We start from the raw sequence: 19,247 nt of genomic DNA on the forward strand, positions 1-19,247 counted from the left end.
CGATTCGACCACCAGGTCGTAGAGTCACCCCATGACGTCGGGCGTTCGCAGCCGGCTGGCCACGGGGGCCCAGGCGTTCGTCAGCAACGCCCGCAATCCCAATCTGCGACGGGCGCAGCTGAGCTTCCTGGGCGCGTGGACCGCGGAGTGGGCGTTCACGGTGGCTCTCGGGATCGTCGCGTACAACAGCGGCGGACCTCTCGCCCTCGGCTTGGTCGGGCTGCTGCGGATGCTGCCGTCCGCCCTCCTGGCTCCCGTCCTGTCTCCTCTGGCCGACCGGGGAAGACGCGAGCGGGTCCTCATCGTGGTCTCGGTCGCGCGCGGCGTCGCCACGGCTCTGGCCGCCGTCACCATCGCGTTCTCAGGACCGGTGGCGCTCGTCTACGTGCTCGCCGTGATCTCCACGATCGCGGCCACGCTCTTCCGCCCCGCCCACTCCGCGCTCCTGCCGACGCTGTGTCGGACCGGGCACGAGCTGGCGAGCGCCAATGTCGTGCGCGGGATGCTCGACTCGATCGCGACCCTCGTCGGGCCCCTGCTGGCAGCCATCCTGCTCGCGGTCGCCGACGTGTGGGTGGTGTTCGGTGTTGCCGCGGCGGCGTCGTTCTGGGCTGCGCTTCTCCTCCTGCGTCTGCGCTACGACGCGCCGGCCCGTGGGCGGTCCGCGCGTCCGGCGCTTCTGAAGGAGACCGTCGAGGGTCTCCGCGCGGTCAGAGGTGACGGCGGCCTGATGCTCATCCTCGGACTGGCCGCAGCGCAGTCGCTCACCCGGGGGGCCTTGACCGTCTTCTCGGTCGTCGTCGCGATCGAGCTCCTCGGACTCGGCGAGCCCGGTGCGGGGGCTCTGATGGCCGCGGTCGGGGTGGGGGCCGTGGTCGGATCGCTCTTCGCCTCCCTGCTCGTCGGCAGCGGACAGCTCGGGGCGTGGTTCGCGATCGGCGTGGCGCTCTGGGGGCTTCCGATCGCCCTCATCGGCGTCTTCCCTGCGCAGGCCGCCGCGCTCGTGCTTCTCGCCTTCGTGGGCATCGGCAACGCCCTGATCGATCTCGCCGGCTTCACCCTGATCGGCAGGCTCGCCCCGGATGCGGTGATGGCGCGCGTCTTCGGAGTGCTCGAGAGCCTCGTCACGATCTCGATCGGGGTCGGGTCCGTTCTCGCGTCGATCGTCATCGCGTGGGTCGGTCTTCCGTGGGCGCTGATCTCGATCGGACTCGTCTGTCCCGTCCTCGCCGCAGCGTCGTGGTGGCGGCTGCGGCGCCTGGATCGATCCGTGGGGGCCTTGGACGCGGACGTGAGTCTGCTGCAGCGGGTCCCCATGCTGGCGCCCCTGCCTCTCCCCGCCATCGAGCAACTCGCTCGGGGTCTCGACGACAGCGAGCTCGCCGCCGGCGAGACGGTCTTCCGCCAAGGCGACGTCGGGGACCTCTACTACGTGATCCGATCCGGCACGGCGGAGGTCCTCGGCGACGGACGACGGGTGGCGAGCCTCGGCCCCGGCGACGGATTCGGTGAGATCGCCCTTCTGCGCCGAAGTCGCCGTACGGCATCAGTCGTCGCCACCGAGCGGCTGAACCTCACTTCGCTGACCGCCGATCGATTCGCGACCGCCGTCCTCGGCTATGCGCCGGCGACCGCTCGTGCCGAGCAGGACGTCGTCGACCATCTCGCCCGCTTCTCGCCGGCCGGGGACCACGCGCACACTGACGAAGAGAGTCACGATCGATGAACGAAAAGCGGAGGATCGGATGACGACACGCAGGACGGCGTTGCTCATCGCCGACATCGGCGGGTACACCGCCTATATGGGCACGCACCGCATGAGCCTCGCTCACGCGGAGGTGAACACCGCACGCCTGCTCGACCGCATCGTGGCCGCCGCGCCGGGATTCGATCTCGTCGAGATCGAAGGGGATGCCGCGTTCCTCTCGCGACGCGTGGCACCCGAGTCCGACGCGACCCTCTCGGACGTGCTGCGCACGGCCGCCGCCATGCACCGGGCGTTCCACGCCGAGCGTGAGTACGTCGTCGCCAATCTCTGCCCGTGCGGCGGGTGCCGGGAGGCGAAGGGGCTGACGCTGAAGTTCGTGGCCCACGTCGGCGACGTGGCACTCCAGAGCATCCGGGGCCGGACCAAACCGGTCGGCATCGACGTGATCCTCCTGCACCGTCTGCTGAAGAACGATGTCTCGATCCGCGAATACGTGCTGCTGACGGACGATCTCTACGCCGGCGGCGCCGATCTCCCGGCTACGGCGACCGGGATCACCGCCGATCTGGAGGGCATCGGGCCGGTGCCCGCCCATTTCGTCGACGTCACGGAGCTCGACGCCGGACCGGGACCGTCCCGTCCGGGCCTCGGGGCGCGCCTTGCCAGCACGTTCTCCGCCGTCGGGCGAGGACTGCCCTACATGGTGGGCTCGAAGAAGCCGCGGAGGGACAGATCGCCGGCGGCGATGGGGTGAACGCTCACCCCGTGTTCTGGAGGCCTGCGGCGACGCCGCTGACCGAGAGCAGCAGAAGGCGCTGCTGCTCGGGATCGGCAGGGGAGCCCGTCGCCGCGTCCGCCCGTAGCGCTCGCAGCGCCCGCAGCTGGAGCAGCGAGAGGGCGTCGACGTAGGGGCTGCGCATCTTCACCGCGCGCTGGAGCACCGGCTTGTTGCCCAGCAGCTCGGCGCCGCCGGTCACCCGGATCACCCACGCCCGTGTGAGCTCCATCTCGCTCATCACCAGCTCGGCGAGGTCGTCGCGGTCGCCGAGGTCCAGGTAGCGCCGGGCGATCCGGGCGTCGGCCTTGGCGAGGCTCATCGCGACGTTGTCGATCAGGGTGTGGAAGAGCGGCCACTCCTGATAGGCGCTCCTGAGCACCTCCTCGTCCCCGACGGCCTCCAGAGCCGATCCGAGGCCGAACCAGCCCGCGAGGTTGATGCGGGCCTGCGTCCACGCGAAGACCCACGGGATCGCGCGGAGATCGGCGAGGGACTCCACCGACAGGCCGCGCCGGGCCGGACGCGATCCGAGCGCCAGCAGTCCGATCTCCTCCATCGGGGTGACCTGGGCGAACCACGGGGCGAAGCCCGGAGCCTTGACCAGCTCGAAGAACCGCGCCCGGGAGGCCTGGTCCATGCGCTCGGCGACCTCGGCGAACCGCTCGGCGGCGCTGCGGTTCCGCACCTCGATCGAGGGCGAGGAAGCCAGCAGCATCGCCGCGACCACCTGGTCGATGTGACGCATCGCGATGGCGGAATCGCCATAGCGCGCGAAGATCACCTCGCCCTGCTCGGTGAGCTTGAAGCGCCCGTCCACCGATCCCGGCGGCTGAGCGAGGATGGCGGAGTTCGCCGGACCGCCGCCGCGCCCGAGGGCGCCGCCTCGTCCGTGGAAGAGCGTCAGCTCGATGTCGTTCTCCTGCGCCCACGCCGAGATCTGCGCCTGCGCCTGGTAGAGCGCGAGGGTCGCGGCGACCGGCCCGACGTCCTTGGACGAGTCGGAGTAGCCGAGCATGACCTCCATGCGCCGGCCGGTAGCCTCCAGCCGTGCGCGGAACTCGGGGTGCGTGACGATCTCGGCGAGGATCCGGGGGGCCGCCTGGAGATCGGCGAAGGTCTCGAACAGCGGGATGACGTCGAGCACCGGGACCCGACCGCCCGGCCCCGCCGCATGGCGGGCCAGACGGTGGACAGCGGCGAGGTCGTCGGCGGACTGGGTGAACGACACGATGTAGCGCCCCGCGGCCCTCGGGCCGTAGCGATCCTGCAGGAACAGCACCGCCCGGAAGACATCGAGCACCTCTTCGGCCAGCTCCGAGCGCTCCCCGCCCTCGTCCAGCTCGGCGAGGACCTTGGCGTGCACGGCGGAGTGCTGTCGCACCTCCAGCTCGCTGAGGTGGAAGCCGTAGGTCTGCACCTGCCAGATCAGCTGCTGCAGGTGTCCGTAGGCCTGCCGCGGCGCGTGCGCGGTGATGAGGGAGTCCTGCACCACCGCGAGATCGCGGTGCAGCTGGTCGGGATCGGTGTAGGCGAGGTCGGCATTGCGCAGACGGGTGGCCTCGATCTTGCGGGCGATCATGAGGAGGATCTGCCGGTGCGGCTCCTGCGGCGAGCGCGCGGCGATCTCGGCGGCGGCATCGTCGTCCTCGGCGCGCAGTCGCTGCCACAGTGCGACGGCCTCGGGGCTCGGGGGAGTGGTCGCGGCGTCGAGGGTCAGGGTCCGCCCGATCCGCTCGGCCGAGCGCTCGAGCCCTCGCAGGACGTGCTCGCTGGCGATCGCGGCGGCCTTCCTCGTGACCGAGGCCGTGACGAAGGGGTTGCCGTCGCGGTCGCCGCCCACCCAGGATCCGATGCGCACGAAGGGCCGCACGAGCGGCGCGGCGCTTCCCGCGCTCTCGGCCTGCAGGGCGTCATCGACCCGGCGGTAGACGTGGGGGACGGCGGTGTACAGCGTCTCGTCGAAGACGGCCATGACCGCTCGTACCTCGTCGGTCGGCGTGGGCTTCTCGTGCCGAAGCGGAGCGGTGCGCCACAGCGTGTCGATCTCCTCGAGCATGCGCCGGCGTGCGCGTCGCTCCTCGCTGCCCCCGTCGGGCGCGCTCTCGTGCTCGGCGAGGAGGGCGGCCAGCCGTCGGATGCTCGTCGACACCGCGCGGCGTCGCGCCTCGGTGGGGTGCGCAGTGAAAACCGGGTGGAAGCGCAGCGACTGCAGGCGGTTCGTCGCGGCATCCTCGCCGATCTCGTCGGCCAGCCGTCGGAATGCCGCCGGGATCGAATCCCCTTCGGCATCGGGGGTGCGGTCCCGCTCGCGCAGCACCCGCACCCGCTGGTGCTCCTCGACGAGATTGGCCAGGTGGAAGTAGCAGGTGAACGCCCGGGCGACCTCGTCCGCGCGGGCGACGGAGAAGGAATCGGCGATCTCCGCGGCGCGGGCGAAGGCCTCGTCGGTCTCGTCGGTATAAGCCTGGATCGTGGCGATCCGCAGGCGCTCGACGTCGTCGAAGAGCTCGGGCGAACCGCTCTCGCGCAGGACCTGCCCGAGGAGCGCGCCGAGGAGCCGGACGTTGGCCCGCATGGATTCGGGGATGCCCTGCCCTGCCTCGTAGCGACCGACGAGATCGATGGCCTCGGTCCGGGTGAGTTCGCGCATCCCCCCACGGTATCGCCGCTGTGTGACGGGGATGTCACAGGGCCGACCGGTAGAATGGGCGACGGTGTGCCGGGAAGCCTGGTCGGCGTACGTTCCGACGTGCCCGCCAGACACCGACGAAAGGACCGCCCGTGTCCCTGCTTCGTTCTGCCCGCTTCCCCGCCGTCGTGCTGCTCGCCGCCGCCGCCGCCGCGCTCATCATCGCCAACTCACCGCTCGGCGCCTCCGCCCAGGCGCTGAAGGAGACCTACCTCGGCATCCCCGGGGTGTTCGAGATGTCCGTGGGCCACTGGGTCCAGGACGGCCTGCTGGCGATCTTCTTCTTCGTCGTCGCCGTCGAGCTTCAGTACGAGCTCACCAGCGGCGAGCTCAACTCGGCGAAGAAGGCGCTCCAGCCCGCGATCGCCGCCGCAGGCGGCGTCATCATCCCGATCGCGATCTTCCTCCTCATCGCCGGACGCTCGGATGCCGCGCAGGGATGGCCGATCCCCACGGCGACCGACATCGCCTTCGCCCTCGGGGTCCTCGCCGTCTTCGGAAAGGGGCTGCCCTCCGGCATCCGCATCTTCCTCCTCGCCCTGGCGATCCTCGACGACATCGTCGGCATCATCTTCATCGCGGTGCTGTTCACCACCGACGTCAATGTCGGGCTCCTCGCCGTCGCTGCGCTGCTCGTCATCGTGTTCGGCTTCCTCAGCCGGCGCCTGGACACCCGCGGGCGGATCCCGATCGCGGTCGCCCTCGTCGTCGTCGGGCTTGCAACCTGGGTGCTGGTCTACCTCTCCGGCGTGCACGCGACGATCGCCGGCGTGGCACTCGGCATCGCCATGGCCCAGCAGCCGGCCCTTCGCGCGCGCCACGCGCTCGAGCCCTGGGTGAACGGGCTGGTCCTGCCGCTCTTCGCCTTCTCGGCGGCGCTCGTGGTCATCCCCGCCGTCTCGCCGACCGAGCTGTCACCGGCGTTCTGGGGCATCCTCGTCGCCCTCCCCGTCGGGAAGATCATCGGCATCTCGATCTTCAGCTGGATCTCGATGAGGCTGCTGAGCCGCGGCGCGACGCCGCCGCTGTCGTTCCTCGACCTCCTGGCGGCGGGAGCGCTCGGGGGCATCGGGTTCACCGTGTCGCTGCTGCTGTCCGAGCTCGCCTTCGCGGGCAGTCCGCTCGTGCGCGACGAGGCGACACTGGGCGTCCTCGCCGGATCGGCGATCTCGATCATCCTCGCCGCCCTCCTGGTCGCGCAGCGCGCGCGCCACTATCGTCGGGTGTCTCCCGAGACCGCCGACGACGAGCTGCCGGAGCCGGCTCGGACGACGGGCGACCTCGCCTGAGCGAGAGGTGCGGATGAGCGAGAACGACGGACTTCGGCGGGCGGCCGAGGTGATGCACGCCGTGCGAGAGCGGTGCGCGTGGTCACGGCTGATCACCCACGACGACCTCGTGCCCTACCTGGTGGAGGAGTCCGCAGAGCTCATCGATGCCGTCGAGGAGGGGTCTCGAGCCGAACTCCGCGAGGAGCTCGGCGACCTCCTCTGGCAGGTGCTCTTCCATGCCGAGATCGCCTCGGAGGATCCCGGCGACCCCTTCGACATCGACGATGTCGCCGCCGCGCTCGCCGAGAAGATGCTGCGCCGTCATCCGCACGTCTTCGGGGACGCCGTCGCCGAGACGCCCGAGGAGGTGCTGGTGCACTGGAACGCCGCCAAGGCGGCGGAGAAGAGCACGCGCACGAGCGTCCTCGACGGGGTGTCGGAGCGGATGCCGGCTCTCGCCCTCGCCCAGAAGATGCTGGGGAAGGCGGCACGCGTGCCGGGCGTCCCCCCGCGTGGGGCCGCCCACCCGGCATCCCCGGCGCCGTCCACCGAGACCGAGCTCGGCGAGGCCCTCCTCGCGCTGACGGCGCACGCGCGCGAGCAGGGGTGGGATGCCGACCGGGCGCTCCGTGCTGCGCTGCGGAACCTCGGGGAGCAGATCCGCACGGCCGAGGCGTCGGAGCGCGCGGCGACCCGCGGCGACGACCTGGAAGGATAGTGCGGTGCCCTCCATGACCCCGCCGCGCGGCATGCGCGACTTCCTCCCCGCAGACAAAGCCCGCCGGGAGCGGGTGCTTCGCACCATCCGGGACCGCTACCGCGTCCACGGGTTCGACGAGATCGAAACCCCGGTGATGGAGGATTACGACCGCCTCCACGCCGGCATCGGCGGCGACAACGAGAAGCTCGCCTACAACGTCCTCAAGCGCGGACTCGACGCCGATGCCATCCGCGCGGCCGCCGACGACCCGGCATCCCTGACGGATCTGGGCCTGCGGTACGACCTCACCGTGCCGCTCGCGCGCTTCTACGCCAGTCACCGCGCTGAGCTGCCGAGCGTCTTCCGCGCGGTGCAGATCGCTCCGGTGTGGCGCGCCGAGCGCCCCCAGAAGGGGCGGTACCGCCAGTTCCTGCAGTGCGACATCGACATCATCGGCGACGGCACGTCCCGTGCGGAGGCCGAGCTCGTCACGGCCACCCTCGACACCCTCGATGCGCTGGGGCTCGAGGGCGGCGAGGTGCGGGTCGGCGACCGGCGACTGCTGGATGCGATGCTCGAGGCCTTCGGCTTCCCCGCCGACGCCCGCCCCGGTGTGCTCATCACCCTCGACAAGCTCGACAAGGTCGGGCCCGAGGGTGTGACGGCGGAACTGCGCGAGCGCGGGGCCGACGAGACCGCGGTGATGGCGGTGGCGAGACACCTCGACAGGGCGGCGGCCGCGGCCTCCGGGTCCGGTCACGCGCTCACCATCGAGGGCATCCGCGCCGCCCTCCCCGACGGCATGCCCGACGAGGTCGTGGCCCACCTCGCGGGGATCGGCGACGCCGTCGCCGCCGCACGCGGGCTGCGCGGGAGAGACGCCGAGATTCCGCTGCGATTCGACCCGTTCCTCGTACGGGGGATGGGCTATTACACCGGAACGATCTTCGAGCTGGCGCACCCCTCGGTGTCGTACTCGCTGGGCGGCGGCGGCCGCTACGACGGGATGATCGGGAGATTCCTCGGGCAGGACGTCCCCGCGGTGGGTTTCTCGCTCGGATTCGAGCGGCTCGTCGACCTTGTGCCGTCGGGCGAGGACACCGTCGCCGACGCGGTCGTGCTGGTGCACGATCGCGAGGCTTCCGTCGACGACCTGCTGGCTCTGAAGTCCGCGCTCGTGGGCCGCGGCGCACGCGTGCGCCTCGAGCAGCGGACGAAGAACCTCAAGGCCCTCCTCGAGCGCGCTCGCGCCGACGGTTTCACCGCTTTCGCGACGGTCGCACCAGGCGAGCGCGACGCGGAGCGGCTCGAGGTCAAGTCGCTCGGCTGATCACCGCCGGCGGTTCCGGCGAAGCCGTGCGAAACGGTAGCCCAGCCCGATCGCGAGGACCGCGGCGCCCCCGATGACGCTCTGCCACGGCAGAGTCAGCGCGAGGACGACGCATCCGGCGGCGCCGAGGAGCGGGAGCCAGCGGGGGTAACGACGAGCGCTCCCCGTCTGCCGATGGGCCGCCAGGTTCGCCACCAGGTAGTAGGTGAGCACCCCGAACGAGGAGAAGCCGATCGCGCTGCGGAGGTCGGTGAACGCCACCAGAAGCGTCACGGCGACCACGATCAGCACCTCGGCGCGGTGGGGTACCCGCCACCGCGGATGCACCGCCGAGAGGAAGGCGGGCAGGTCGCGCTCGCGCGCCATGGCCAGGGTCGTCCGCCCGACGCCGGCGATGAGAGCCAGGAGGGCCCCGAGCGCGGCGGCCGCGGCGCCGATCCGGACCACGGGGTCGACCCACGCCCACCCCGCGGTCGCAGCCGCCGCGGCGACGGGATCGGAGGACGCCGCGGTGGCTTCCGGGCCGAGGGCGGCGAGAATCGCGACCGCAACGACGGCGTAGACCACCACGACGATGAGGAACGCCAGGGTGATCGCCCGCGGGATGACACGCGCGGGGTCGCGCACCTCCTCTCCCATGGTGGCGATGCGGGCGTAGCCGGCGAAGGCGAAGAACAGCAGGCCCGCGGACTGGAGAATGCCGTAGGGGCCTCCGACGAACAGGTCCGCCGCGGTCACCGAGAGGGCCGCGGACGCGCCCGCGGCTCCGGCGCCGGCGGCGATCACCGCGACGGCCAGGCACAGCAGGACGACCGTGACGATGATGCGCGTCAGCTGCGCGGTCCGCGTGATGCCGAACCAGTTGACCGCTCCGAGGCTGACGACGGCGGCGATAGCCAGGGGGCGCTCCCACCCGTCCGGCGCGGCGTAGGCGGCGAAGGTGAGGGCCATGGCCGCGCAGCTGGCGGTCTTGCCCACGACGAAGCCCCAGCCCGCGAGGAACCCCCACCACGGGCCCAGTTCCGCACGCCCGTAGACGTAGGTTCCGCCGGAGGTCGGATAGACCGCGGCGAGCTGGGCGGAGGACGTCGCGTTGGCGTAGGCCACGATGCCGGCCAGCACGAGACCGAGGAGAAGACCCACCCCGGCGGCCTGCGCCGCCGGGGCGAAGGCGGAGAAGACACCGGCGCCGAGCATCGCGCCCAGCCCGATGAACACCGCGTCGCCCAGGCCCAGTCGTCGAGCGAGGGAGGGGGAGGCCATGAGCGGCACCCTACTGAACCCCGGAGACCGAGGCCGTCACCCTCGCGTCGCCATCCGTTCACCGAATCACCGTGCAATGAGCTCATGCGGTCTTCGCCCAGACCCCGTCGCCGCTCGTCCCGAGGTCCCGCTGTCACCGTCGCCTCCGTCCTCGGCGCCACGGCCGCGGTCGTCGTCGCCGTGGGCGTCGGGGTGCCCCGCGCCCTTCGCCGGCAGGCGGCGATCGCCCGCCGGCGGATCGGAAAGCCCCTCGGAGAGCAGGCGCGCGACGCCGACCGCGTCTGGAGACGCCGCCTGGAGGGCGATCCGATCGAGCTGGTGATCCTCGGCGACTCGATCGCGGCGGGGCTAGGCGCCGATCGACCGAAGGAGACGCTGGGGGCCCGAGTGGCGAAGGGGGTGGGAGCGGCGGCCAGACGCCCGGTGCGGCTTCGATCCGTCGCGGTCGTCGGCTCCGAGTCATCCGCCCTCCCCGCGCAGATCGAGCGGATCCCGTCTGATCTGCGCCCGGATCTCGCGGTCATCATCGTCGGCGGCAACGACGTCACCCACCGGGTGCCCCTCGACGTGTCGCTCAGGCACCTCCGCGACGCCGTGCGGGTCCTGCGCGCCCGCGGCGCGCGCGTGGTGGTGGGCACCTGCCCCGACCTCGGCGCGCTCCGGCCGGTTCCGCAGCCCCTGCGCGTCCTGGCCTCGCGGCTGTCGCGTCAGCTCGCGGCCGGGCAGGCGCGGGTCGCGCGGGAGGAGGGCGCGCATGCCGTGTCGCTGAGGGCGGCCGTCGGTCGTTCCTTCGCCCGAGAGCCCGAGACGATGTTCAGTGTCGACCGGTTCCACCCGAGTGCGCTGGGGTACCGGCGCACGGCGGAGGCGCTGATTCCGGCACTCGTGACCGAATGGCGGGCTCGTCCTTGACGCGCGGGGCGGAGCACTTGTTGGCTGAGGGCATGACCCTGCCGACTCCCGACGCGTGGTCGCGCGTCGACCGCTATCTGACCGGCGCCCTCGTGGGCGACGACGCCGCGCTCCGCGAGGCGGTGGCCGACCAGCGGGCAGCCGGCCTCCCGGCCATCGAGGTGGCGCCGCTGACCGGGAAGTTCCTCCACCTCATGGTGCGGATGACCGGCGCCCGACGGGTGCTGGAGATCGGGACGCTCGGCGGGTATTCGTCGATCTGGATGGCGCGGGCTCTGCCGGAGGGCGGGACCGTCGTCACCGTCGAGGCCGAGCCCCGCAACGCCGCCGTCGCACGGACGAACCTCGCCCGTGCCGGAGTGGGGGAGCGGGTGAGCATCAGGGAGGGGCGCGGCTCGGAGGTGCTGCCGGAACTCGTCGGCGAGGAGCCGTTCGACCTGGTGTTCATCGATGCCGACAAGGAGTCCAACACCGTGTACCTCGACTGGGCGGCGCGGCTCGGGCGCGCCGGCACCGTTGTGATCGTCGACAACGTCGTGCGGGCCGGCGAGGTGGCCAACCCCGCCAGCGAGAGCCTGCAGGTGCACGGCGTCCGCCGAGGTCTGGAGATGCTCGCTCGCGATCCGCGCTTCGACGCCACCGCGCTGCAGACCCTCGACGCCAAGGGGTGGGACGGGCTGGCGCTGGCCGTGGTGGTGTGAACGCGCATCACTAGACTCGGTGGCGGACCGACGACGCTCCACCGTTTCATCGGGCGCACGACGCCCTCCCACGAGCAAGGAGACACCCCGTGGCATCAATCGAGGCTGTAGGCGCGCGCGAGATCCTGGATTCGCGCGGCAACCCGACCGTCGAGGTGGAGGTGTTGCTCGACGACGGCATCGTGCAGCGCGCGGCCGTGCCTTCGGGCGCGTCTACCGGTGCGTTCGAGGCGTACGAGCTGCGCGACGGCGACAAGAGCCGGTACGGCGGCAAGGGCGTGCTGAAGGCCGTCGCCGCCGTCATCGACGAGCTCGGCCCCGCGATCGAAGGCGTCGATGCCAGCGAGCAGCGCATCATCGACGAGATCCTCATCGAGACTGACGGCACCGAGAACAAGTCCCGCACCGGCGCCAACGCGATCCTCGGCGTCAGCCTCGCGGTGGCCAAGGCGGCAGCCGACAGCGCCGACCTGCCGCTCTTCCGCTACCTCGGCGGACCCAACGCGCACCTCCTGCCTGTGCCGCTGTTCAACGTCATCAACGGCGGTGAGCACGCCGACAACGGCATCGACTTCCAGGAGTTCTTCCTCGCGCCCATCGGTGCCGACACCTACGCCGAGTCGCTGCGCTGGGGCACCGAGGTGTACCACGTGCTCAAGGGCGAGCTGAAGGCCGCCGGCTTCGCCACGGGCCTCGGTGACGAGGGCGGCTTCGCCCCCGACCTCCCGAGCAACCGCGAGGGTCTGGACTTCCTCGTCCGCGCGATCGAGAAGGCCGGCTTCACCCCCGGCGCGGACATCGCCGTGGGCCTGGACGTGGCGGCGACGGAGTTCTTCGCCGACGGCGTCTACACCGTCGAGGGGAAGGCCTGGAGCGTCGACGACCTCATCTCGTACTTCACCGAGCTGGTCGCCGACTACCCGATCGTCACCATCGAGGACGCCCTCGCCGAGGACGACTGGGACGGCTGGAAGAGCCTGACCGATGCCATCGGGTCGAAGGTGCAGCTGGTCGGCGACGACCTGTTCGTGACCAACCCCACGCGCCTGGCCGACGGGATCTCCCGCGGTGTCGCGAACGCGCTCCTGGTGAAGGTCAATCAGATCGGCACGCTGTCCGAGACCCTCGACGCCATCGCCCTGGCCACCCGGTCGGGCTACGCGTCGATGCTCTCGCACCGCTCGGGCGAGACCGAGGACACCACCATCGCCGACCTGGCCGTGGCCGTCAACGCCGGTCAGATCAAGACCGGCGCGCCCGCTCGCAGCGAGCGGGTGGCGAAATACAATCAGCTTCTGCGCATCGAAGAGGAGCTGGGCGACGCCGCGGAGTTCGCCGGCCGCTCCGCCTTCCCCCGCTACCGGGGCTGACGCGCGTCCGATCGTCGACGAAGGGGGAGCCGTGACCACCGGATCGGCTCCCCCTTCGCCGTCCTCGACGCGCGGGCGCCGTCGTCCCGGAGGCCGCTCCGGCGGCGGCCGTGTCGACGTGCGCGGCTGGCTCGGCGGCATCCGCCTCTCGGGGTTCATGGTGATCATGCTGGGCCTGGTCGTCCTCGCCGCCTTCGTGCTGGTTCCCACGGTCGGGACCTACCTCGATCAGCGTCAGCAGATCGCCGCCCTGGAGCGGTCGGTGGAGCTGACCCGGGAGCAGATCGACGAGCTCGAGTCCGAACGCGAGCGGTGGAGCGACCCCGCCTACATCACCACCGAAGCCCGCGAGCGGCTCTATTACGTGCGTCCCGGAGAAGTGGTGTATCTGATCGACAATGACCTGCCGCCCGAGGACGTCCCCCGTGAGCAGGGCGCCGTCAGCGACGAGGTCGAGCGCACCCGCACCGACTGGATGTCGCAGCTGCTGCGCTCGGTCACCGAGGCCGGTCTCGCCACCAGCGTCACCGACCCCGGGTAGCCTGTCGGGGTGACGAGGCCCCCGTTTCCCCCGGTGAGCGACGCCGACCTGACCGTGGTCCGGCGCCAGCTCGGGCGTCCGGCCCGCGGCGTCCTGGGCATCGCCGCGCGATGCGTGTGCGGCAATCCCACCGTCGTCGCCACCGCGCCCCGGCTCCCCGACGGCACGCCCTTCCCGACCTTCTACTACCTGACCCACCCGGCGGCGACCGCGGCCATGTCGGCGCTGGAGGCCGGGCACGTCATGCCCGAGCTCCTTGCCGAGACACAGGCCGATCCCGACCGGATGGCGGCGTACCGGCGTGCCCACGAGGAGTACCTCGCCGATCGCGCGCAGTTCGGCGAGGTCGTCGAGATCGCCGGGATCTCTGCGGGAGGCATGCCCACGCGGGTGAAGTGCCTGCATGCGCTGGCAGCGCACGCGCTGGCCGCCGGCCCCGGCGTCAATCCGGTGGGCGATGCCGCACTCGCGCGATCGACGTGGTCACCCGATGTGTGCGCGTGCGCCCCGGAGGAGAGCGGATGACCCGGCGCGGCTGCGCGGCGACGATCGGCGTCCTCGTCGCGGCGCTCCTCGGGGGGCTGGTCGCCCCCGCGGCGGCCGTCGCGTCGCCGACGCCCGATGCCGCGGCCGCTGATCCCGTGCGGGCGGCGGAGTACTGGCTCGACGACTACGGCATCCGCGACGCGTGGCGCACCACGCGCGGAGAGGGCGTGCGCATCGCGGTCATCGACACCGGCATCGGCCGCGGTCCGGTCGAGTTCGCCGGTGCCGTCGTCGGCGGCACCGACGTGTCCGACATCGGCGCGCCCGACGGCCGGCTTCCCGTCGGCGCCATCGACGGCAATCACGGCAGCTGGGTCGCCTCGCTCGCCGCGGCGCGCGGCACGGGTCCCGACACGGGCATGATCGGTGTCGCCCCGGCGGCGGAACTGCTCTCGGTGTCGATCGGGGTGGGCAACTCCTCTCCGGTGCCCTTCGCCGAGCAGATCGCCGAAGCCGTCCGGTGGTCGGTCGACAACGGCGCCGACATCATCAACCTCTCCCTCACGACGAACACCCCCGACTGGGATCGCAGCTGGGACGACGCGTTCCTCTACGCCTTCGACAACGACGTGGTCGTGGTGGTCGCCGCCGGCAACCGGGGGACCGGCACGACACGGGTCGGAGCGCCGGCCACCATTCCCGGGGTCCTCGCCGTGGGCGGCGTCGACCCGGAGGGTCGTGCGAGCGTCGAAGCGTCCACCCAGGGCATCACGATCGGAGTGGCCGCGCCGAGCGAGAACCTCCTCGGCGTCTCCGCCGACGGCCGGGTGGTGTCGTGGAACGGCACCAGCGGGGCCGCGCCCATCGTCGCCGGGGTCGCCGCGCTGGTGCGCTCGGCGTACCCCGAGCTCGACGCGGCCAACGTCATCAACCGCATCATCGCCACGGCGCGCCCGGTGCCGGGGGTCGCGGTGCCCGATCCGCTGTACGGCTACGGCCTCATCGACGCCTCGGCGGCGCTCTCGGCGACGGTGCCCGAGGTGACGCAGAATCCGCTCGGCGACCTCGCGGAATGGGTGCGGCTCTACCGCCGGGCCGAGAGCACGAGCGCGCCCGAGCCGCAGCCCACGCCGAGCACCGTGGAGGTGCCGGCGTTGCCGCCGGCCGACGCCGCGGGCCCTCCCGGATCGCCGTTCCTGCCGACGGCGCAGACCCTGCTGTACGGCACCCTGCCGCTCGGGGCCCTGACCGTCGGGGCTATACTGGTGGCGCTCGGCGTCACTGCTGCTGTCCGACGCGTCCGATTGGCGTCCCGCACGCCGAGCCGTTGATCTAGGGGAGTACTCCACATCGTGACCCACACCGCGCACAGGATCCTCATTGTCGGTGGCGGATACGCAGGCTTCTACACGGCGTGGAAGCTCGAGAAGCGTCTGCGCCGCGGCGAGGCCGAGGTGACGATCGTCGATCCGCTCGCCTACATGACCTATCAGCCGTTCCTGCCCGAGGTGGCCGCCGGCTCGATCGAGGCTCGGCATTCGGTGGTCCCCCTGCGACGACACCTGAAGCGCACCCGGATCGTCGCGGCGAAGGTCACCGGAATCGATCACGCCCACAAGACGGCGACGATCACGCCGATCGCCGGTGAGCCGTATCAGCAGGAGTACGACCAGATCGTCGTCACCGCGGGCGCGGTCTCACGCACCTTCCCGATTCCGGGCATCGCCGACAACGCGATCGGGCTGAAGACGATCGAAGAGGCCGTCGCGATCCGCGACCGCCTGCTGACGAACTTCGACAAGGCCGCCGCCCTGCCGCCCGGCCCCGAGCGCGAGCGCCTGCTCACGGTCGTGGTGGTCGGCGGTGGGTTCGCGGGCATCGAGGTCTTCGCCGAGCTGCGCTCGTTCGCGTCGTCGCTCGTGGCGAAGTACCCCGAGCTGACCTTCGACGAGACCCACTTCCACCTCATCGAAGCGATGGGCCGCATCATGCCCGAGGTGTCGCTGAAGACCAGCGAGTGGGTGCTGAAGGACCTGGCCAAGCGCGGAGCCTTCGTCCACCTCGACACCCAGGTCACGAGCGCCGTCGACGGCGATGTGGAACTGTCCACCGGAGAGGTCATCCCCGCCGACCTCATCGTCTGGACGGCCGGTGTCATGGCCAACCCGACCGTCGTACGCGGTGGCGATCTGCCGGTCGAGGAGCGCGGTCGCATCCGCACCCGCGCCGACCTGCGCGTCGGCACGGACGACGAGATCGTCGAGGGCGCCTGGGCGGCGGGCGACGTCGCGGCGGTCCCCGACCTCTCCGGTGGCGGCGTCGGCGGCTACTGCGTGCCGAACGCCCAGCACGCCGTTCGGCAGGGCAAGCTCCTGGCCAAGAACATCGTCGCGGTGCTCCGCGGTGAGAATCCCGTCGACTATCTCCACAAGAACCTCGGAGCCGTCGCAGGTCTCGGCCTCTACAACGGCGCATTCCAGTCGGGCAACATCGCCATCAAGGGCTTCCTCGCCTGGCTCGCCCACCGCGGTTACCATGGCCTCGCCATGCCGACCTGGGAGCGCAAGCTGCGCGTCGTCGCCGGCTGGCTCGGCAACGTCGTCCTGGGTCGTGACATGGCCAATCTCGAAGCGGTCCAGCACCCGCGCGCGGCATTCGAGGAGTTCGCTGCGCGCCCCCGGCCGGCTCAGCCCGCGGTGACACCGCCGCAGGCGCCCCGCGACGCGGGCGCTGCTGCCGACGCACCCGAGAAGTCGCGGGTCGCCGCCGGACGCTGACGCTAAGGTGACGGGTGTCGGACGACGGCGCCCCCGTAGCCCAATGGCAGAGGCAGGCGACTTAAAATCGCTTCAGTGTGGGTTCGAGTCCCACCGGGGGTACGGATCTGCGTGGAGATCGACCCGCGGCGGGCCATGATGATTCGGTGACGATCGATCTTCTGGCCCGGGATGGCGCGGCGACTCTCTCCGCTGAGCGCTGGCGGACCCCGGCGCGGTACTGGGCGGAGCTGTCGGCGGCGACGGCGCATCTGCCGGCACCGGTGGCGGCGATCGATCGCGAAGCACTGTCGTACAACGCCCTCGACATGATGGTGCGCGCCGGGGGCGTCCCCATCCGAGTGGCGAGCAAATCCATCCGCGTCCGCGAGGTGCTCGACGCCGTCCTCCGGCTGCCCGGGTACCGCGGCATCCTGGCTTTCACCCTCGCCGAGGCGCTCTGGCTGAGCGCCGGCTCCGACGATGTCGTCGTGGGCTACCCCACGGCCGACCGGCAGAGCCTCGCCAGACTCATCGCCGACGAGTCGGCGGCGGCCCGGATCACGCTGATGGTGGACGATCCCGCCCAGCTCGACCTCATCGACGCCGTCGCCGGGCCGTCCGCACGTACCGAGCTGCGGGTGGCGCTGGATGTGGACGCCTCGTGGCGCGCTCCGGGGCTCGGTCATGTCGGGGTGCACCGCTCGCCGCTTCACACGGCCCAGGATGCCGCGGGTCTCGCACGGCTCGTCGCCGAGCGTCCGGGCTTCCGATTGGTCGGGCTGATGATGTACGAGGCCCAGATCGCGGGCCAGCCGGACGCGGCCGGGGCCGAGGACGCCGTCATCCGCTGGATGCAGCGCCGATCCGCGGCGGAGCTGCGTGAGCGTCGCGCAGAGGTCGTGGAGCGCGTCCGCGAGGTCGCGCACCTCGACTTCGTCAACGGCGGGGGCACGGGGTCGCTCGAGTCGACAGCCGCCGACCTCGCCGTCACCGAGCTGACCGCCGGGAGCGGGCTGCTCGCGGGTCACCTCTTCGACGGATACCGTGCGTTCGACCCGGCCCCCGCCGCCGGGTTCGCCCTCGATGTGGTCCGCAGGCCCGCACCCGACATCGCCACCGTCCTCGGGGGCGGATGGGTCGCCTCGGGCCCTGCGGGGGACTCACGCCTGGCTCGACCGGTCTGGCCGGCGGGGCTTCGGATGCTGCCGCGCGAGGGCGCGGGAGAGGTCCAAACCCCGCTGCGCGGACCGGCCGCGATGCACCTCGCGGTCGGAGACCGCGTCTGGTTCCGGCATGCCAAGAGCGGAGAACTCGCAGAGCGCGTGGCCGAGTTCGCCCTCGTGTCCGCGGGAGCGATCGTCGATCGGATTCCGACCTACCGCGGCGAAGGGATGGCCTTCCTGTGACCCGCCCGGGCGCCGTCTGGCGCAACTGGGGACGCACCGCGGAGGCGAAACCGGTACGCGCGGAGTTCCCCGGCAGCCCCGAGGCAGTCGAGCGCGCAGTCCGCGCGGCCGCCCGCCGCGGCCTGCGGATCAAGCCGGTCGGGTCGGGGCACAGTTTCTCGGCGATCGCCGTCGCGCCCGAAGTGCTCCTGAACCTCTCGGCACTCTCGGGTGTCGTGGCGATCGACCGGGCAGCCGGGCGGGCGACCCTCGGAGCCGGCACGCCGCTTCATCAGGTGCCCCGCCTCCTCGCCCGTCACGGCCTCGCAATGCAGAACCTCGGCGACATCGATCGACAGACCCTCGCCGGCGCCCTCTCCACCGGCACGCACGGCACGGGCGCCGCCTTCGGGGGTTTGGCCACGCAGGTCGTCGGCGTCACCCTGGTCACCGGCACCGGTGAGACCCGCCGGATCGGCGAGGACGATCCGTTGCTGGCCGCCGTCGCTCTCGGCCTCGGAGCGCTGGGCGTCCTCGTGGATGTGACCCTCCAGTGCGTTCCCGCCTTCCACCTCGCTGCGGTCGAGCGTCCCGAGCCGCTGGACGACGTCGTGGCGGCACTCGACGAGCGGGCGGGCACCGCGGACCACTTCGAGTTCTACTGGTTCCCCCACACCGATGTGGCCCTGACGAAGACGAACGAGCGGCTCCCCGAGACGACCCCGCGTCGTCCTCTGCCGCGTGTCGGCCGCTTCGTGGACGAGACGATCCTCGCCAACGGCGTGTATCGCGGAATCTGCGCCGCAGGAGTCGCCCTCCCCCCGGTCATCCCGGCGTTCTCGCGCCTGGCCGCACGGGTCACCGGCGATCGCGCCTACCTCGATCGGTCGCACCGCGTCTTCACTCAGCGGCGCAACGTGCGCTTCCGTGAGATGGAGTACGCCCTTCCCGCGTCACAGGTCGCCGCGGCGTTCGGCGAGGTGCGCGCGCTCATCGACGCTGAGGGATGGCGGATCTCGTTCCCGATCGAGGTGCGCTTCGCAGCGGGGGACGACCGCTGGCTGTCCTCCGCGTACGGCAGACCGACCGGATACATCGCCGTTCACCGCTACTTCCGCGAGGATCCCACGGCCTACTTCGCGGCCGTGGAGCAGATCATGCTGGCCCACGGCGGGCGCCCGCACTGGGGCAAGCTGCACGCGCTCGACGCCGATGCGCTGCGGGAGCGGTACCCGCGGTTCGATGACTTCCTCGCGGTGCGCAGCGAGTTCGATCCCGAGGGGCTGTTCCGCAATGCGTACCTCGACCGCGTGCTCGGCGTCCCGTCGCCTGTCTAGGGCTGTGAGGTCGCCGC

16 protein-coding genes and 1 tRNA gene are annotated in these 19,247 nt (G+C 71.7%); 15 read left to right on the top strand and 2 right to left on the bottom strand.

Translation table 11 applies throughout. From position 1 onward, the window contains the following. The first annotated feature begins 31 nt into the window (after positions 1–31). Together T9R20_RS07125 and T9R20_RS07130 are read left to right on the top strand one after the other, a co-directional pair. Positions 32–1,726, top strand: a complete 1,695-nt coding sequence (locus T9R20_RS07125; RefSeq protein WP_322411832.1) for an MFS transporter — start codon at positions 32–34, stop codon at positions 1,724–1,726. A gap of 19 nt (positions 1,727–1,745) precedes the next feature. Next, the gene (locus T9R20_RS07130; RefSeq protein WP_322411833.1) at positions 1,746–2,462 is read left to right on the top strand and encodes a DUF2652 domain-containing protein; all 717 of its coding nucleotides are present in this window, start codon (positions 1,746–1,748) and stop codon (positions 2,460–2,462) included. Between the two features lie 4 nt (positions 2,463–2,466). On the opposite strand, the gene T9R20_RS07135 is transcribed toward T9R20_RS07130, so the two are convergent. Next, the gene (locus tag T9R20_RS07135; RefSeq protein WP_322411834.1) at positions 2,467–5,136 is read right to left on the bottom strand and encodes a phosphoenolpyruvate carboxylase; all 2,670 of its coding nucleotides are present in this window, start codon (positions 5,134–5,136) and stop codon (positions 2,467–2,469) included. A gap of 131 nt (positions 5,137–5,267) precedes the next feature. On the opposite strand from T9R20_RS07135, the gene nhaA reads away from it, so the two are divergent. The 3 genes from nhaA to hisS are packed head-to-tail and all read left to right on the top strand — an operon-like array spanning position 5,268 to position 8,476. Continuing rightward, positions 5,268–6,464 carry a Na+/H+ antiporter NhaA gene (nhaA, locus tag T9R20_RS07140; protein ID WP_322411835.1) on the top strand — a complete coding sequence of 399 codons (1,197 nt, stop codon included), beginning with the start codon at positions 5,268–5,270 and terminating at the stop codon, positions 6,462–6,464. Between the two features lie 13 nt (positions 6,465–6,477). Further along, the gene (locus T9R20_RS07145) at positions 6,478–7,164 is read left to right on the top strand and encodes a MazG family protein (RefSeq protein WP_322411836.1); all 687 of its coding nucleotides are present in this window, start codon (positions 6,478–6,480) and stop codon (positions 7,162–7,164) included. A 31-nt stretch (positions 7,165–7,195) separates the two neighbouring features. After that, complete coding sequence (gene hisS / locus T9R20_RS07150) at positions 7,196–8,476, top strand: histidine--tRNA ligase (protein WP_322412125.1); 1,281 nt, start codon at positions 7,196–7,198, stop codon at positions 8,474–8,476. On the opposite strand, the gene T9R20_RS07155 is transcribed toward hisS, so the two are convergent. Then, positions 8,477–9,739 carry an APC family permease gene (locus T9R20_RS07155; RefSeq protein WP_322411837.1) on the bottom strand — a complete coding sequence of 421 codons (1,263 nt, stop codon included), beginning with the start codon at positions 9,737–9,739 and terminating at the stop codon, positions 8,477–8,479. An 84-nt stretch (positions 9,740–9,823) separates the two neighbouring features. On the opposite strand from T9R20_RS07155, the gene T9R20_RS07160 reads away from it, so the two are divergent. The 10 genes from T9R20_RS07160 to T9R20_RS07205 all read left to right on the top strand — a co-directional run bounded on the left by T9R20_RS07160 (position 9,824) and on the right by T9R20_RS07205 (position 19,230). Continuing rightward, entirely contained in the window at positions 9,824–10,651 is an 828-nt protein-coding gene (locus T9R20_RS07160; protein ID WP_322411838.1) for an SGNH/GDSL hydrolase family protein, read from the top strand. Positions 10,652–10,683: 32 nt separating this feature from the next. After that, positions 10,684–11,352 carry an O-methyltransferase gene (locus T9R20_RS07165; RefSeq protein WP_322411839.1) on the top strand — a complete coding sequence of 223 codons (669 nt, stop codon included), beginning with the start codon at positions 10,684–10,686 and terminating at the stop codon, positions 11,350–11,352. Positions 11,353–11,441: 89 nt separating this feature from the next. Further along, positions 11,442–12,722, top strand: coding sequence for a phosphopyruvate hydratase (eno, locus tag T9R20_RS07170; RefSeq protein ID WP_322411840.1), 1,281 nt, complete (start codon positions 11,442–11,444; stop codon positions 12,720–12,722). Between the two features lie 31 nt (positions 12,723–12,753). Beyond that, complete coding sequence (locus T9R20_RS07175) at positions 12,754–13,263, top strand: septum formation initiator family protein (protein WP_322411841.1); 510 nt, start codon at positions 12,754–12,756, stop codon at positions 13,261–13,263. A 9-nt stretch (positions 13,264–13,272) separates the two neighbouring features. Continuing rightward, a complete protein-coding gene (locus T9R20_RS07180) occupies positions 13,273–13,788 on the top strand; it encodes a DUF501 domain-containing protein (RefSeq protein WP_322411842.1) in 516 nt (171 codons plus the stop codon). Then, complete coding sequence (locus tag T9R20_RS07185) at positions 13,785–15,080, top strand: S8 family serine peptidase (RefSeq protein ID WP_322411843.1); 1,296 nt, start codon at positions 13,785–13,787, stop codon at positions 15,078–15,080. Before T9R20_RS07180 ends, T9R20_RS07185 begins: the two co-directional genes overlap by 4 nt. Positions 15,081–15,101: 21 nt before the next feature. Further along, the gene (locus tag T9R20_RS07190; protein WP_322411844.1) at positions 15,102–16,526 is read left to right on the top strand and encodes an NAD(P)/FAD-dependent oxidoreductase; all 1,425 of its coding nucleotides are present in this window, start codon (positions 15,102–15,104) and stop codon (positions 16,524–16,526) included. A 29-nt stretch (positions 16,527–16,555) separates the two neighbouring features. Beyond that, positions 16,556–16,628 (top strand) — tRNA-Leu (locus T9R20_RS07195). A gap of 44 nt (positions 16,629–16,672) precedes the next feature. Next, positions 16,673–17,914 carry an amino acid deaminase/aldolase gene (locus T9R20_RS07200; protein WP_416182956.1) on the top strand — a complete coding sequence of 414 codons (1,242 nt, stop codon included), beginning with the start codon at positions 16,673–16,675 and terminating at the stop codon, positions 17,912–17,914. After that, complete coding sequence (locus T9R20_RS07205) at positions 17,911–19,230, top strand: D-arabinono-1,4-lactone oxidase (RefSeq protein ID WP_322411845.1); 1,320 nt, start codon at positions 17,911–17,913, stop codon at positions 19,228–19,230. Before T9R20_RS07200 ends, T9R20_RS07205 begins: the two co-directional genes overlap by 4 nt. Positions 19,231–19,247: the final 17 nt, after the last annotated feature.

It is taken from the genome of Microbacterium invictum, assembly GCF_034421375.1.
GTDB lineage: Bacteria > Actinomycetota > Actinomycetes > Actinomycetales > Microbacteriaceae > Microbacterium > Microbacterium invictum_A.

Coding starts and splice junctions, on each gene's coding strand:
- T9R20_RS07125 (WP_322411832.1), top strand. CDS start 32: ATGACGTCGGGCGTTCGCAGCCGGCTGGCCACGGGGGCCCAGGCGTTC.
- T9R20_RS07130 (WP_322411833.1), top strand. CDS start 1,746: ATGACGACACGCAGGACGGCGTTGCTCATCGCCGACATCGGCGGGTAC.
- T9R20_RS07135 (WP_322411834.1), bottom strand. CDS start 5,136: ATGCGCGAACTCACCCGGACCGAGGCCATCGATCTCGTCGGTCGCTAC.
- T9R20_RS07145 (WP_322411836.1), top strand. CDS start 6,478: ATGAGCGAGAACGACGGACTTCGGCGGGCGGCCGAGGTGATGCACGCC.
- hisS (WP_322412125.1), top strand. CDS start 7,196: ATGCGCGACTTCCTCCCCGCAGACAAAGCCCGCCGGGAGCGGGTGCTT.
- T9R20_RS07155 (WP_322411837.1), bottom strand. CDS start 9,739: ATGGCCTCCCCCTCCCTCGCTCGACGACTGGGCCTGGGCGACGCGGTG.
- T9R20_RS07160 (WP_322411838.1), top strand. CDS start 9,824: ATGCGGTCTTCGCCCAGACCCCGTCGCCGCTCGTCCCGAGGTCCCGCT.
- T9R20_RS07165 (WP_322411839.1), top strand. CDS start 10,684: ATGACCCTGCCGACTCCCGACGCGTGGTCGCGCGTCGACCGCTATCTG.
- T9R20_RS07185 (WP_322411843.1), top strand. CDS start 13,785: ATGACCCGGCGCGGCTGCGCGGCGACGATCGGCGTCCTCGTCGCGGCG.